This is a genomic window from Lactiplantibacillus dongliensis, assembly GCF_005405105.1.
In the GTDB taxonomy this organism is placed as follows: domain Bacteria; phylum Bacillota; class Bacilli; order Lactobacillales; family Lactobacillaceae; genus Lactiplantibacillus; species Lactiplantibacillus dongliensis.
Genome location: NZ_BJDK01000006.1, coordinates 29,698 through 44,772 on the forward strand (window position 1 = coordinate 29,698; position 15,075 = coordinate 44,772).

General features: G+C 42.9%; 16 protein-coding genes. 1 reads left to right on the forward strand and 15 read right to left on the reverse strand.

What is annotated here, in order from left to right:
- Nucleotides 1–2: 2 nt before the first annotated feature.
- A complete protein-coding gene (locus tag FFM80_RS02980) occupies nt 3–1,415 on the reverse strand; it encodes an FAD-dependent oxidoreductase (RefSeq protein ID WP_137639446.1) in 1,413 nt (470 codons plus the stop codon).
- A 411-nt stretch (nt 1,416–1,826) separates the two neighbouring features.
- Here FFM80_RS02980 and FFM80_RS02985 point away from each other — a divergent pair, with 411 nt between their 5' ends.
- Nucleotides 1,827–2,510 (forward strand): EAL domain-containing protein, encoded by a 684-nt coding sequence (locus FFM80_RS02985; RefSeq protein WP_137639447.1) that lies wholly within the window; start codon nt 1,827–1,829, stop codon nt 2,508–2,510.
- Nucleotides 2,511–2,717: 207 nt separating this feature from the next.
- Here the strand turns inward: FFM80_RS02985 and galU are convergent, their stop codons facing one another.
- From galU to FFM80_RS03055, 14 genes are all read right to left on the reverse strand, one after another.
- The gene (galU, locus tag FFM80_RS02990; RefSeq protein WP_137639448.1) at nt 2,718–3,635 is read right to left on the reverse strand and encodes a UTP--glucose-1-phosphate uridylyltransferase GalU; all 918 of its coding nucleotides are present in this window, start codon (nt 3,633–3,635) and stop codon (nt 2,718–2,720) included.
- 39 nt (nt 3,636–3,674) lie between these two features.
- Nucleotides 3,675–4,691 (reverse strand): NAD(P)H-dependent glycerol-3-phosphate dehydrogenase, encoded by a 1,017-nt coding sequence (locus FFM80_RS02995; protein ID WP_137639449.1) that lies wholly within the window; start codon nt 4,689–4,691, stop codon nt 3,675–3,677.
- 17 nt (nt 4,692–4,708) lie between these two features.
- Nucleotides 4,709–5,557 carry a prolipoprotein diacylglyceryl transferase gene (gene lgt / locus FFM80_RS03000; RefSeq protein ID WP_137639450.1) on the reverse strand — a complete coding sequence of 283 codons (849 nt, stop codon included), beginning with the start codon at nt 5,555–5,557 and terminating at the stop codon, nt 4,709–4,711.
- Nucleotides 5,558–5,572: 15 nt separating this feature from the next.
- Nucleotides 5,573–6,523 (reverse strand): HPr(Ser) kinase/phosphatase, encoded by a 951-nt coding sequence (gene hprK / locus FFM80_RS03005; protein ID WP_137639451.1) that lies wholly within the window; start codon nt 6,521–6,523, stop codon nt 5,573–5,575.
- 159 nt (nt 6,524–6,682) lie between these two features.
- Nucleotides 6,683–7,036: a phage holin family protein gene (locus FFM80_RS03010; protein WP_137639452.1), complete on the reverse strand. Its 354-nt coding sequence runs from the start codon at nt 7,034–7,036 to the stop codon at nt 6,683–6,685.
- Nucleotides 7,037–7,051: 15 nt separating this feature from the next.
- Nucleotides 7,052–7,381 carry a PspC domain-containing protein gene (locus FFM80_RS03015; protein ID WP_137639453.1) on the reverse strand — a complete coding sequence of 110 codons (330 nt, stop codon included), beginning with the start codon at nt 7,379–7,381 and terminating at the stop codon, nt 7,052–7,054.
- Nucleotides 7,382–7,480: 99 nt separating this feature from the next.
- Nucleotides 7,481–8,155 carry a phosphate signaling complex protein PhoU gene (phoU, locus tag FFM80_RS03020; protein ID WP_137639454.1) on the reverse strand — a complete coding sequence of 225 codons (675 nt, stop codon included), beginning with the start codon at nt 8,153–8,155 and terminating at the stop codon, nt 7,481–7,483.
- A gap of 11 nt (nt 8,156–8,166) precedes the next feature.
- A complete protein-coding gene (gene pstB / locus FFM80_RS03025) occupies nt 8,167–8,922 on the reverse strand; it encodes a phosphate ABC transporter ATP-binding protein PstB (protein WP_137639455.1) in 756 nt (251 codons plus the stop codon).
- 11 nt (nt 8,923–8,933) lie between these two features.
- A complete protein-coding gene (pstB, locus tag FFM80_RS03030) occupies nt 8,934–9,746 on the reverse strand; it encodes a phosphate ABC transporter ATP-binding protein PstB (protein WP_137639456.1) in 813 nt (270 codons plus the stop codon).
- Nucleotides 9,747–9,756: 10 nt separating this feature from the next.
- A complete protein-coding gene (gene pstA, locus FFM80_RS03035; RefSeq protein ID WP_137639457.1) occupies nt 9,757–10,641 on the reverse strand; it encodes a phosphate ABC transporter permease PstA in 885 nt (294 codons plus the stop codon).
- Complete coding sequence (gene pstC / locus FFM80_RS03040; RefSeq protein WP_137639458.1) at nt 10,631–11,560, reverse strand: phosphate ABC transporter permease subunit PstC; 930 nt, start codon at nt 11,558–11,560, stop codon at nt 10,631–10,633. Before pstC ends, pstA begins: the two co-directional genes overlap by 11 nt.
- A 10-nt stretch (nt 11,561–11,570) precedes the next feature.
- Nucleotides 11,571–12,446 (reverse strand): phosphate ABC transporter substrate-binding protein PstS family protein, encoded by an 876-nt coding sequence (locus FFM80_RS03045; protein WP_137639459.1) that lies wholly within the window; start codon nt 12,444–12,446, stop codon nt 11,571–11,573.
- Nucleotides 12,447–12,964: 518 nt separating this feature from the next.
- On the reverse strand, nt 12,965–14,359 hold the full coding sequence (gene pnpS, locus FFM80_RS03050; RefSeq protein WP_137639460.1) for a two-component system histidine kinase PnpS: 1,395 nt from the start codon (nt 14,357–14,359) through the stop codon (nt 12,965–12,967).
- A complete protein-coding gene (locus FFM80_RS03055; protein WP_137639461.1) occupies nt 14,352–15,074 on the reverse strand; it encodes a response regulator transcription factor in 723 nt (240 codons plus the stop codon). The genes pnpS and FFM80_RS03055 overlap by 8 nt, the downstream gene beginning before the upstream one ends.
- Nucleotide 15,075: the final 1 nt, after the last annotated feature.

Here is a 15,075-nt window from a genome sequence, read left to right on the forward strand (position 1 = left end):
AATTACTTTAACGTTTGGTCATTTTCTTTAGCCCAATCACCGACCGCACTGATTCGGGCTTTACCACGACCATTTTGCCGTTCTTGTTCGACGGCCATTTGACCGACTAAGTTCAAATAATTAAATGGATCATCAAAGTTTGGTGAGAATAACATATCCACAAAGGCCAAGTCATCGATCGTATTGCCATTTTGAATAGCAATTGACAACGCATTAGCTGATTGTGCAATTTCGTGTGGACTCCATAATTGGGCACCCAAGATTTTCCGGTTTTCAGGATTATAAACTAATTCAATCGTTAATGGCGCCGTCGACTGCATGTAAGCCGGCCGCCAGTTACCTTTGAAAACCACCCGTTCTGCTGGAATCTTACTTTGTTTCGCAATTTCATACGTTAACCCAGTAGTCGCCAACGTGTGATCAAAGAGTTGCATCGCTGAAGTCGCTTGCGTCCCCATATAACGTTGGATATTACCAAAGATATTCATGCCGGCTAACGTCCCTTGCCGCACCGCATTAGTGGCCAATGGCGTGTAAGCGGAACGCCCAGTTGGGTTAAAGTTAACCACGCATGAATCCCCAGCTGCGTAAATATCAGGATCAGAGGTTTGAACATAGTCATTGATAATGATAGCACCATGCTTATCCATCTTCACTTGACCACGTAATAATTCAGTGACCGGCACAAACCCAGTCCCAACAATGGCTAAGTCAGCTACAAAGTCACCCTGGTTTGTTTCAATAACTAACTCACCATTATCGTTACCAGTAAAGGCGGTTACACGATGATTCAACTCAACCTTGACGCCATGCTGCTTCAATAAAGCAACTGCCCGATCAGACATATCTTTACTAATGTAGTGATTTAGAATCTGATCATGTGACTGGAATAAGGTTACTTCATGGTTCGTATTGGCATAGCTTTCTGATAATTCAGTCCCAATATACCCGGCCCCGATAATGGCAATCCGCCGATTATCTTTAGCTGTCTTGTAAATTTCTTGAGCTTGTTCATAATTTTTGCAGAGCAACACTTTCGATTCATCAATCCCAAAGATTAGTGGCACTTTAACTGAAGATCCAGTTGTCATAATCAACTTATCATAGTGGTCATCAAAGACTTCCCCAGTCTCCATATTGGCAACTTGTAACGTCTTAGTTGCCGCATCAATTTTTAACACATTATGTTTGGTCTTGACCGTGGCGCCTTGTTTCTCGAGCTCAGCAGGTGAAGAATAAAACATATCTTCTAATCGACCCACTTTACCCCCTAAATATAAATAGATCCCACAAGACAAGAATGAAATATTATCGTTTCGTTCATAAACCGTTACTTCTGATTCGGGATGATCCTTTAAGACTTGAGCAGCTGCCGCCGTCCCAGCATGGGTACACCCAACAATGACAATTTTCATGATGAAGCCTCCCGCTATTTTGTTATCCACTGATGAATCCGTAAATAATTCGCTTTGCCTAACTGTCTCAAGATAAGGTTAGTCGTCAGTTAGACCTGCGTACTGCCGTGACCAACCATCAGCTAATCGCCACTGATTCAAAAGTGAAGTTCCTGTACACTTTAAAATATAAAAAAATAAATATCGTGTCACTTTCATTATACGTTAATTACCAGTCACTGGGTGTTTTTTCAATAAAATTCACCACACAACTTTCCAACAGCCCGCTAAAAAATAGTGACACTGATGATTCAGGACCGTAACCACTTTAAAAATTTTAAGGCTTAATCATTCCGCTTATGCGCAATTTAGGTTACTATGGTAGTTAGGGGTATTTTTCGTACACACAATCTAAACATGAGGGGCCAGTCTATGTATCGCTATTTTATTCAGCCACAATTAGATAAGTTCAATAATTCATTAATTGGCTATGAGATGTTAATTCGTTATCGTGCTACAGAAGAAGATCGTTGGACCTTGCCTGATAATTTTGAAGCCATTCCCATCGATGTTCAAATTGATTTACTAAAAGCCACTGCCAGCGAACTTTCACTGAAGATTGGCTCGGTTTCGATTAACTTTAACCGCAAGCAATTCTTAAATCCAGAAATTACCGCTGCCGTTATCGAAGCTCAAACTAAGCTATTCCCGACTAAGGTCATTGTCGAAGTTACTGAAGAACCTGGGGAAGATAACTACGCGTTAGCCGATATGCAAAAACAAATTGAGCTCATTAAATCACACGGGTTACAATTCAGCTTGGATGACGTTGGTACTGGGATTAACGTCTATGATCATATCAAGCCACTATTGGGTTATGCTGAAGAAATCAAATTCGCCATGCAAAACTTCCGCAACGAAGAACGGGCCGATGAAATTCCCAGCCAACTCAAATTCTGGCGCGACGTTGCTGAAAAGTATGACATGCGACTTATCCTTGAAGGCGTCGAGAATGATGAAGAAGATCAACTCGCTGATGATCTTGAAATTCCGCTGCGTCAAGGCTATTACTATGGGAAGCCACATCTATTCAAACTCAAAGCTGATCACCAATAACCAATCAACCTTACTGCTAATGTGGTAAGGTTTTTTAGTTCCAAAAATAAGACTGGGCTAGCGCACACCTGTGGTCTGGAGACAACAACCATTCCGGTATCGTCGCTAAGTGGCAGTTAGGCCCTTTTAAATCTTGATTTTCACAATTTGGGACAAAAAAATGCCCAGCTGATCAATAAATGATCGACTGGACATTAACTTTACGCTTTATTTTTTAGGACTTTTCTTAGGTGCGGCGGCATTGTCTTCTTTGGTCAACTTGCTACCCAGATCCTTAATATAGGCCCGTAAATCATCCTTAACATCTGGATGGGTTAACCCATATTCAATCGTCGTCTTCAAGTAACCAAACTTATAACCAACATCATGCCGGGTGCCCTTGAATTCATGTGCAAAGACACGTTGCGTCTTATTCAAGGTATCAATCGCATCAGTTAATTGAACCTCGCCACCCTTACCTGGTTTTTGATGTTCTAGAACATTAAAGATTTCAGGTGTTAGCAGGTACCGACCAATAATGGCTAAATCACTCGGTGCTTCTTCGGGAGTAGGCTTTTCAACAAAATTGTTCACATTGTACAAGCCGGGTTCTTTTTCACTTTCAGGATTGATGACGCCATATTTTGAAACTTCTTCATGTGGTACCTTCATCACTGCCAAAGTTGAGGCGTGGGTCTTATCATAGCTATTCATTAATTGCTTAGTCAATGGCACCTTATCTTCCATCAGGTCATCACCTAACATGACCACGAATGGTTCATCACCCACAAAGGCTTTAGCCGTTAAAACAGCGTCACCTAAGCCACGTGGATGCGATTGACGAATGAAATACAAGTTAATGTCAGTGGTTTCTTGAACCAACTTCAACATTTCTTCCTTGTGCTTAGCCCGCAAGTTATCTTCTAGTTCCGGATTAGAATCATAATAATCTTCAATACTACGTTTGCTCTTCCCAGTAACAATGACGATATCTTCGATGCCTGATTTTCGGGCTTCATCGACGATGAATTGAATCGTCGGTTTATCGACGATTGGGAGCATTTCTTTAGGCATTGCTTTCGTAGCAGGTAAAAAACGTGTTCCTAAACCGGCAGCTGGAATAACCGCCTTTCTAACTTTTGACATGTGCTGATCCTCCTAAGAATATAAAGTCTTAAATTCAGCCTACTGAATTTCTGGTTTACCTTCACGTTGCATCAATTGTGGAATCACTTGCTTAATATCCGCACCGTTGTATAACACATCATAAATAGCCTCTGTAATTGGCATCTCAATGTGTTGTTGTTGGGCCAATTCGTACGCGGCTTTGGTTGAAGGAATCCCTTCAATGACCATGCCCATCGTATCAATGACCGTCTTCAACGCTTGACCTTGGCCAAGTTCGTTCCCAGCACGCCAGTTACGTGAATGAACACTAGTGGCGGTTACGATTAAATCACCGACCCCGGATAACCCGATAAAGGTCAATGGTTGGGCACCCAACGCAACACCTAACCGACTGATTTCAGCTAAACCACGAGTCATTAACGCCGCCTTAGCGTCATCCCCATAGCCTAAGCCATGCAGTGCACCGGCCCCTAACGCAATGATGTTCTTTAATGCGGCACCTAATTCGACCCCAATAACATCATTGTTCGTATAGATCCGGAAATAGTCGTTCATGAATAATTGTTGTACGAACTTAGCCGCATCATTGTTAGCACTAGCTGCCGTAATTAACGTGATATCGCGTTTGGCAACTTCTTCAGCATGACTTGGACCAGATAAGACGACTACCGCTTGGCGTAAGTTAGCCGGAATTTCTTCTGACAAGACTTCAGATAAGCGTTTGTGAGTTTCCAATTCAAGCCCTTTGCTGGCATGAATAATAATTGGGTGATTGTCAGTTTGTTTTAAAACTTCAGTCACTTGCTTGGCAACAATCCGAATAGCCCCAGTTGGCACCACGAATAAGATTGCAGCGACACCATCTAGTGCAGCCTTTAAATCGGTATAAGCTTTTAAAGACTCTGAGTAATGAAAGTCATGAACATAATGTTCATTAGTGTGGTTTTCATTTAACTCCGCCACTTGTTTAGGATTGTTCGACCAAAGTCGCACATCATTTCCATTGCTATCTAATAAATTGGCTAATACGCTGCCCCATGAGCCAGCGCCTAAAACGGCAATTTTTTCTGCCATACAAATAACCCTCTAATCTAATTTTTTTCTGCAGCAAATTTCTGACCAGAACCGTCTAAATACCAGCGATTCGCAGTTAAATGTCGACGCCGCCAGATGATCAACCCAATACTACCGACGAATAAGACCACTGACAACATCTGTGACACGCGAATCACATTGAATAACATCAATGAATCCGTCCGCATCCCTTCAGTAAAGAAACGACCAAAGGAATACCAAGCCACGTAGGTCAAGAACACTTCACCTTGCTTGTATAAGCCAGCGCGATGGCGCGTGGTCATCAGCAAGATAAAGCCTAAAATATCCCAAACCGACTCATATAAGTAAGTTGGTTGACGATAAGCACCATTGATGTACATTTGCGAAATAATCCAATTTGGCAAATGTAACCCTTGCAAGAAGCTCAGGCTAGTGACGCGACCAAAAGCTTCCTGGTTCATAAAGTTACCCCAACGACCAATTCCTTGTCCCATAATCACAGTTGGTGCCGCAACATCGAGCATCAACCAGACCGGAATAAATCGTGAGCGACAGAATAAAATCACGACAATGGCGGCCCCAATCAGGCCCCCATAAATCGCAATCCCACCATCCCAAATCCGAATGATTTCGGCCGGATGCTGGCTGTAATAGGACCATTGAAAAATGACATAATATAGTCGTGCCGCAATTAATGTAAACGGTAACGCCCACAGAATCATATCATAGATATCATCAGCACGAATACCGCGCTGATTACCTTCACGTACGGCTAGTGCGACCGCAATCACCACGGCCGTTGCAATGATGACCCCGTACCAATGTACTTCGATCGGTCCTAAACGTAACGCAATCGGGTTTAACGCCCCCAAGACGGTTTTCACGCTGTTGCCATCTCCTTAATGCTTGTGAGAATCGTGAGCCGAATTTTCTTTGATCAGGGAGTTCAAATTATCATCAAAGACCTTCGTCGCATCATAGCCCATGCTTTCGGCACGGAAGTTCATCGCCGCCGCTTCAATAATAATTGCCAAGTTCCGCCCAGTCTTAACTGGAATGGAAATTTCTGGCACTTCCACATCAAAGAACTTTCGAGACTGTTCTCCATTCCCTAGTCTATCAAATTGCTTATCAGGCGTCCAATTCTCTAAGTGAACGATTAAATCGATATCTGTGTCCTGCCGCACCGCACCGGCACCAAATAGATTCATCACATCAATAATGCCAATGCCCCGAATTTCTAACAAGTGATTTAAAATCTTCGGTGCTTCACCAACTAAGGTTTGTTCATCTTGTTGATAAACATCGACCCGGTCATCGGCAATCAAGCGATGGCCCCGCTTTACTAATTCCAAGGCTGTTTCACTTTTACCAACCCCAGAATCACCGGTAATTAATACCCCAAGGCCATAAATATCTACTAAAACCCCGTGGACTGATTGCCGTTCCGCCAGTTTACCTTCCAAGTAGTTCGTCATGTTACTTAAAATTCGTGATGACGTCATCTTAGTGCCCAAAATTGGCACCTTGTTTTCTTCACCGGCTTGCACTAATTCTTCTGGTACGGGTAGTCCGGTTGACACAACAAATGCGGGTGTCGTCAACTGACACATTTTCCGAAAAATCATTAGCCGCTCATCATGACTCATATTCTTAGAATAAGCGGTTTCAGTTTTACCCAATAATTGAACCCGCTCGCGCGGATAATAATTGAAATAGCCGGTCAATGCCAACCCCGGCCGTGAAATATCACTAGTCGTTATCTCTTTTTCGTTTAATAGCTTGGCGCCATGATAAACATCCAAGCGGGTATTTTTCACTAAATCGGCAACGGTTACACTTCCTGCCAAGTTAATCCCTCCCAAATCATTTCCATTGTTCAAAGAAAGTACGGCCGGCATGTCCATGGTTACTATCATAACCAGTTATCAAGCCGACCGTACTTTCTTGACTGAAATGGAGCATTCCTATCTTTCAATCTTAGCACTTTAAAGCGCTTTATTCACCTATTACTCGCTCTTTGCAAAAAAATTAGAGACAATCACATTAGCTAATGACATCAAGACTGAGACCAGCATGGCCATCCCAAAACTGGAAAAGCCGAAGTTAGCTCGTCCCACAACGGCCGACGTTAATTGCAACATCAACCCATTAATCACAATACTAAACAATCCCAGTGTTAACAACGTAATCGGTAAAGACAGTAACACTAAGAATGGTTTGATCGCGGCATTCAAAATTGCCAGAATAAAACTGGCTATTAAAGCCATCCAAATACTAGCAATGTGAAAGTTACTTTGAAAAAAGCCTGCAATAGCAACAAAGAGAACAGTATTAATTAAAATTCGTTTCCAAAAACCCACGTCGTAATCACTCCATTAGTCTTGATGGTGCGGTTCATCTTCTTCATGCACGTTATGAATTTCTTTACGCCCACGCGACCGTCGAGCAGTTGGCTGTTCCGATCCGGTTTGGCCAGCTTGTCGCATTTGTTCAAAGAAACCAGCGTTGCCTGGCTTACTTGGCATAATTGTCATAAGTAGCAAATAAACTAAGATACCAGCGCCATGTGACGCTAAAGTCAGCAAGACAAAGAGCACTCTTAAAACAGTGGCATTCCATTGGAGATACTCCGCAATGCCGCCCAGCACCCCGGCAAAAACGCGGTCGTTAGATTTGGTTAATTTACGATTAGTTTTAGTTTTCATAATTAGACACCTCAATAAGTTTAATCTAATTATATTTTACCGATTATAAAAGCGAGTTGCAAACTTGCAGAACTCGCCATCGTCATTATTTAGGATTCCTTAAACTAAATTGGAACTTTCAGGATTTAATTCAATGATTTTACCCGTATTCAAATATACGATCCATTCACCGATATTAGTGACCAAAGCACCAATCCGTAATAAGTAGCTGGCAACATTCAAATAATCAGTTGACCCCACGACAGTTTCGGGATGGCGTTCCATCTTTGAAATCCCTTTTTCATTGATTTTGTCGTACATTTCGCCTACCTTAGTATCTTTGGCGGCAACGGCCCGAGCAGCTTGGTCATCATTCTTAACATAGGCTGACAACATCGCTTCAACCATCTTTCGAACGCGGTTACCCATCTCAGATAATTCAGCTTCAATTTCGGGTACCCGGACGTGGCCCTTTACTCGAATCGTTGCATGGGCAATATTACGCGCATAGTCCGCAATTCGTTCGAGTTCTGAGACCGCCTTTAAAATTGTGACAATCTCTCGTAAATCAGAAGTCACCGGCTGATATAACGCAATCATTTCAAATGATTTCTTCTCTAATTCAACTTCGCGCTCGTTGATTTTGGCATCATTATCAATGATTTCTTGTGCTAAATCCCGATCATGATCAATAAAGGCTTTAACCGCTTTACCAATCGCGTCACTAACCATCATACCCATTTCTGTGAAGTTCGCATCAATATCATTCAACTCATCATCAAATAATCGTCGCATCGTTCATCCTCCTAGCCAAATCGTCCTGAAATATAGTCATTGGTCTCTTGTCTAACCGGATTCATGAAGATCTGTTTCGTATCATTGGCCTCAATCAATTCACCATTCAAGAAAAAGGCTGTTCGATCAGAAATTCGTGAAGCCTGTTGCATATTATGTGTAACAGTTATGATAGTGTAATCGTGCCGCAAATTCAATAGGGTCATCTCAATCATGTGACTGGAAATCGGATCTAGCGCACTCGTGGCTTCATCGAGCAAGATAATATCCGGCTCAACGGCTAAAACACGTGCAATACAAACCCGTTGTTGCTGACCACCTGATAAGGCCAAAGCATTCACGTGCAAGCGATCCTTAACTTCATCCCAGATAGCTGCTTGTTTTAAACTTTTTTCAACGGCGGCATCTAACCGTTCCTTATCCCGGACCCCCGCTAAACGCAAGCCGTAAACAACATTTTCATAAATTGAAAACGGAAATGGATTCGGTTGTTGAAAGACCATGCCAATTTCCTTACGTAACTTAACAGTATCGGTTGTCGGCGCATAAATGTCAGCTTGGTTGAATTCAACCTTACCGGTGATCGTCACGCCAGGAATTAAATCATTCATCCGATTTAAGCAACGTAAAAAAGTCGATTTACCACAACCAGAAGGTCCAATCAACGCGGTAATCCCCGTCTTATCAAAACTCATATTAACGCCCTTTAAGGCTTCTTTCTTACCATAAAATAATGATAAGTTTTCAGTAGTTAAAATTGTACTCATCCGCGACCCTCCTAGCCAAAGTTTCCGGAAATGTAGTCATTGGTCAAATCTACTTTCGGATTGGTAAAAATATCGCCGGTTTCAGCGTACTCTAAGGCTTTACCAAGATTAAAGAAAGCCGTATAGTCGCTAATCCGTGACGCTTGTTGCATATTATGTGTCACGATAATGATCGTGTAATTTTGTTTTAATTCTAATAACGTATCTTCAATCTGACTGGTTGAAACTGGATCTAGCGCACTAGCCGGTTCATCCAACAATAAAATGTCGGGCTTAATGGCAATGGCACGAGCAATGCAAAGCCGTTGTTGTTGACCACCTGATAAGGCTAACGCACTCTTATTCAGATCATCTTTCACTTGGTCCCACATCGCAGCCTGCCGTAATGAACGTTCAACAATTTCATCTAAGTCTGCTTTTTTATTCATTCCCCGCTGACGCAAGGCAAAAGCGATATTCTCATAAATGGATTTGGCAAATGGGTTAGGCCGTTGAAAGACCATGCCAATATGCCGGCGCATCTCATAAACATCGATATCATTACTGTTGATATCTAAGCCTCGGTACATAATCTTACCTTTTACCGTGGCAATCCGATCATTCATTCGATTTAAAGACCGTAAGTAGGTAGATTTACCAGAACCAGAAGGCCCGATCAGCGCTGTAATTTTATAACGTTCAAACTGCAAATCACCTTCTGAAATAGCTTCCGAATTGCCATAGAAGACATGTAAGTCCTCTGTTGACAGCGCAATCTCATGTGCTTGCGGATCAAAGGTCATAATATTGCGTTGATCAGTGGTCATTGTCTTGTTATCAGCCATAGTTGCCCTCCTATTCTGCCGTTAAATGTTTATACAAGCGTTTACCCAGCCAACGTGCTAAGAAGTTAAAGAGTAGCACGGCAATAATTAAAACGGCTGAGGCACCAGCTGACACTGCTTTAGCATCCGGCATAATTCCTTCAGAATTAATCTTCCAAATATGCACTGCCAGCGTTTCGGCTGGTCGTAACGGACTTAGCGGACTACTAATATTAAAGGGATTCCAATCGCTGAAATTCAACGCTGGCGCACTTTGCCCAGCCGTATAAATTAACGCCGCAGCTTCCCCGAAAATCCGACCAGCACTCAATACGACCCCGGTAATAATACTTGGTAAGGCTGCTGGAACGACAATCTTTGTCACCGTTTCCCACCGTGATAACCCTAGCGCATAACCGGCTTCACGTTGATTATCCGAAATATTCGCTAAAGCTTCTTCAATGCTCCGCGTCAAGATTGGTAAGTTGAACACCGTTAAGGCAAAGGCTCCTGACAAAATTGAGAACCCCAACTTGAATTGTACGACGAAGAACAAATAACCGAACAACCCAACAACGACGGATGGCAACGAGCTTAAAATTTCAATGGTCGTCCGGATCAAACCAGTTATCGTATTTTGACCGGCATATTCATTCAAATAGATCCCCGCACCTAATGAAATTGGCAACGAGATCAGCAAGGCTAAAAACAACAAGTAGAAAGAGTTAAACAACTGAATGCCAATCCCACCACCAGCCTCAAAAGATAACGCTGGTGAAGTTAAGAAATGCCAGGAAATTTCAGGCACCCCTTGTACTAAGATGTAGCCTAAAAGGGCAACTAAAATAATGACAACTAAGGCTGCAATCGCGTATAAAACCCCGGTCGCAATTTTATCAACTCGTTTAGCGTTCATGATTTAATTTCCCCTTTCGACCAATATAGCGAATAATTAAGTTAAACAGTAATGACATTAACAACAGAATCATCGCTAACGACCAAAGCGCATTGTTTTGCAGTGATCCCATGACCGTATTCCCAATACCCATCGTCAAGATACTGGTTAACGTTGAAGCTGGTGAAACTAAGTTATGTGGTAACAAGGTTGCATTCCCGATAACCATTTGAACGGCTAACGCTTCCCCAAAAGCCCGAGCCATCCCAAAGACAATCGCTGTTAACATACCAGGAATTGCTGCTCGTAAAACGACTTTATAAATGGTCTGCCAACGCGTCGCACCTAATGCTAAAGACGCTTCACGATAATAACGTGGCACAGCATTTAAAGCATCCGCACTCATGGACGTCACCGTTGGTAAAATCATGACGAATAAAACGAAGGTCCCGGAAAGAATCCCATAACCACTACCACCAAAAGTGTTCCGTACAAATGGCACCACGACTTGTAACCCAATAAACCCGTAAACAACTGAAGGAATCCCCACTAATAATTCCGTTACTGGGCGCAAAATTTGTGCACCGCGGCGTGGAGAGATTTCGGTCATAAAAACAGCGGTCCCAATCGCAAAGGGGGTCGCCACGATTGCCGAAAAAATGGTGATTAGAAACGACCCTACAATCATTGGCAACGCCCCTACAGCAGGTTGCCCATTAGTCCCGATCGTTCCTGGATTCCATTGGATGCCGCTTAAAAAATGCCATAAGTTAATATGATTTTGAAAAAAAGTCGCTAAACCACGGGAAGCGACAAAATAAAAGATTAAGAAAACAACTAAGATGATCAAGGCTAGGCAACTCAAACTCAAGATTTTTCCACGCCGTTCAATTTTAGTTGCGATTGATTTTTTTAATAAACTTGCTCGGATTTTGTCCATCGGCTCCCCCTCATTTCATTGTCGTGATTTTACCAGTTGCACGCCGCTGCACTTGCATGTCATGCACTGAAATATAACCCAACTGTTTCACTAATTTCTTTTGAACCGCACTTGATAAAATATAAGTAATAAACTTTTTAGTTAATTGATCTGGTTGTTTTTGTGTATAAAGATGTTCATATGACCAAATTTTCCACCGATTGGTCCGCACATTCGCTTCAGTCGGCGCCACGCGGTCAACTTTAAGGGTCGTCACCGAATGATCTAAATAAGAAAAAGCGACATAACTGACGGCACCTGGCGTACTAGCCACGATAGAGCGTGCTAGCCCAGATGAGTCTTGTTCTTGCGAATCAGCACTTTTTCGACCACCTAAGGCATAACTTTCAAAAGTCTTGCGTGTTCCAGAACCTTGCGCCCGATTAATTAACACAATTGGTAGATTCTTACCACCAAGTTCGCGCCAATTCTTAACCTGACCGGTAAAGACTTGGATCAATTGTTGCTTGGTCAAGTTGCGAATGCCAGTTTGCTTATTAATAATCGGCGCAATCCCAACAACGGCAACTTGATGATCTTGTAATTGCTTGGCATTAATACCGGCCTGTTCTTCAGCAAAAATATCGGAATTTCCGATAGCAACGGCACCTGACTGAATCTGGCTCAGGCCCGTTCCGGAGCCCCCGCCTTGCACGTTAATAAAAACACCAGTGTGTTCAGAACTGTACTGCTCGCCAGCTGCTTCCACTAACGGTTGTAAAGCGGTGGAACCAACTGCGGTGATTGATTCGCCAGCATCAGTATGGGCCCGGTTCGTATAACCGAAACTAATGCCAACGCCAACTAAGATCAATCCTAGTAATTGGATGACCCGACTTTTCTTCATAACAAAATACCTCCTACCCATTGCTCATTTATATATTACTAAGTTTGTGTAAATACTTAATATGCGTTGTGTAAAGATTGTGTAAAGGTCGAAATATTTTGATACGCTTGGGGCTGATTTGAAATTGCCGCCTGCCGGTTGAATGCTAAAATGCTGGAACGGCATGGGTCATATTGGAACCAACCTCTCTGCTAAATGACTGAACTGAGAATTATTAATTGTTAATTTTTAATCCCCGTTAGTTAACATCGGGCGAACCAGAATTGGCTCAGTGGTGTCGTTTACCTTGGTCGGTGCCTTTTCCAACTTGAATACCCCCGAGCTTGGAAAAACGCACTTGGACTTTCAAACACGGACACCACGTTCCAGCCGACTCTGGGCCAACCAGAGCGACATTTGATCCAACTAGTACCAACCTAGTCAACTCAGACAAGTAAACATGCTGAAGTTGGACCTAAAAAAGCGATTGAGCCGATTATTAACTGCAGTTAATAATCGGCTCAATCGCTAGATTTAACTTATTCACTTGGTTTTAACGGCAGTGTGACTGTCATCGTTGTCCCGACACCACGTTGACTAGTCACTGCAATCTGACCCTGCATAGCCGTCACTAATTCTTTGACAATTGCCAGGCCCAATCCCGTCCCGCTGACGACTTGTTGCGAACGCGACGGACTAGCCCGATAAAACCGCTCAAAAATCCGTTGCTGATCATCCGCACTAATACCGATCCCATTATCACGAACGCGTAAATACCAATGCTCAGTATCAGCCGTTGCGCTGATGGTCACCCGACCATTCGGACGATTATACTTGATGGCATTCGACAACAAATTCTTCACGACTTGGCTTAACTTTTGCACATCCGCCGTCACTTGAATTGCTGGATCAATATCCGTAATGACCGTCAGATGTTGATGATCACTCGTTTGCTGCAGTAACGTCTTTTCCTGATCAATAAGTGGTTTGAGCTTAACGGTCTGAACACTTAAAGTAGTCGTACTCTGTGCCCGAATTCGTGACAGTGAGAGCACATCTTGAATTAAGTCAATTAATCGTTGACTTTCATCTGAGATGATTTGTAAAAACTGTGTTAAGGTGGCCGGATCATCCTTCGCCCCATCAAGCAAAGTCTCCGTAAAGCCGGCAATCGCTGTAATTGGGGTTTTTAATTCATGACTGGCATTACTAACAAAATCGTCTTGCATCTGCTCAATCATATAAACTTCTGTAATGTCATAAAGCATTAACACAATCTGAAAATGCGCCCGACTATTTTGAATATATACCGTGGTGGCTTCCACTACTTGAGTATTCGGTGCTGGTGTCAGGGTAATCGTGGCGCGCTGATTATGCTGAGTCGTGATGGTATCTTCAATCACCTTGGTCAACGCGTATAACTGAATATCCTTAGTATACAAGTGGGCAACCGCGTTAATTGACTGTTGTAACAAGTCGCCCATCGCCGGATTCGATAGTTGCACTTGCCGATGATGGTCAATCACCATCACGCCGACTGGCAAGTAACGCATTATCATCATTAATTCTTTTTCTTGCAATTCAGCGCGTCGAGTTTGGTTGCGTTGATAAGACTCAAGTTGATTGACCGCTTGTGACAAGCTATAAAGCGGATCACTCTGTGGCAACAAAATGTGTGGCGGAAACTGCTGACTGCTCATTTGTCGCAGCTTAGCTTCCATGCGGTCAATGGTTTTTTGCCGTTCCTTTTGTTGAAACCAAACAAAACCAGCTTCGATTGCCGCTAATATAAACCACGCCAAAATTAGCGCTCCCACCAGCGCAGCCGACCACTTGATCGGCGAAAAGCGCTGCAGGACCACTAATCCTAAACCTAAAATTAACCCATTCTCCAAAGCCAGCAAACGCACCGTCTGCTGCCACTGATTATGCATGTTCATCACCTACGAATTCGTAGCCAAAACCGCGAACGGTTCGAATATAAGTTGGCTCTTTCGGATCAAGTTCAATCTTTTCACGCAAATGTGAAATATGAATATCAACAATACGCGTCTCACTCGCATAATCGTAGCCCCAAACATGATTCAAAATGGCGTCACGACTGAGCACTCGGCCTTCCCGTTCAACAAAATAAACTAATAGTTCAAATTCTTTAGGCGTTAAACTGATATTCTCACCATTACGAGTGACCCGATATTTATTTTGATCAATTCGTAAATTGCCAACAACGGTGATTGCTCGGTTAGTTGGCGGTGCGGCAACTGGGGTCACCGGCTCAGCGCTAGGTGCTACCCGCCGCATGACCGCTTTAATCCGTGCCAAAACCTCGCGTGGTGAAAACGGCTTGGTAATATAGTCATCAGCACCTAATTCCAAACCAAAAACCTTATCAAATTCATCATTTTTCGCCGTCACAATAATAATTGGCGTGTGTATTTTTTCTTGCCGTAATCGTTTGGTGACTTCCATGCCATCTAATTTCGGCAACATTAAATCTAATAAAATACACGTAAAGGTTCCGTGCAATGCCAAGTCCAACGCAACTTCCCCATCCGTTGCGGTGGTAACCTCATAGCCAGCTTGCTTCAAGTTATATGATAATAACGTTACGATGGCCGGTTCATCGTCGACTACCAAAATCTTATTCATG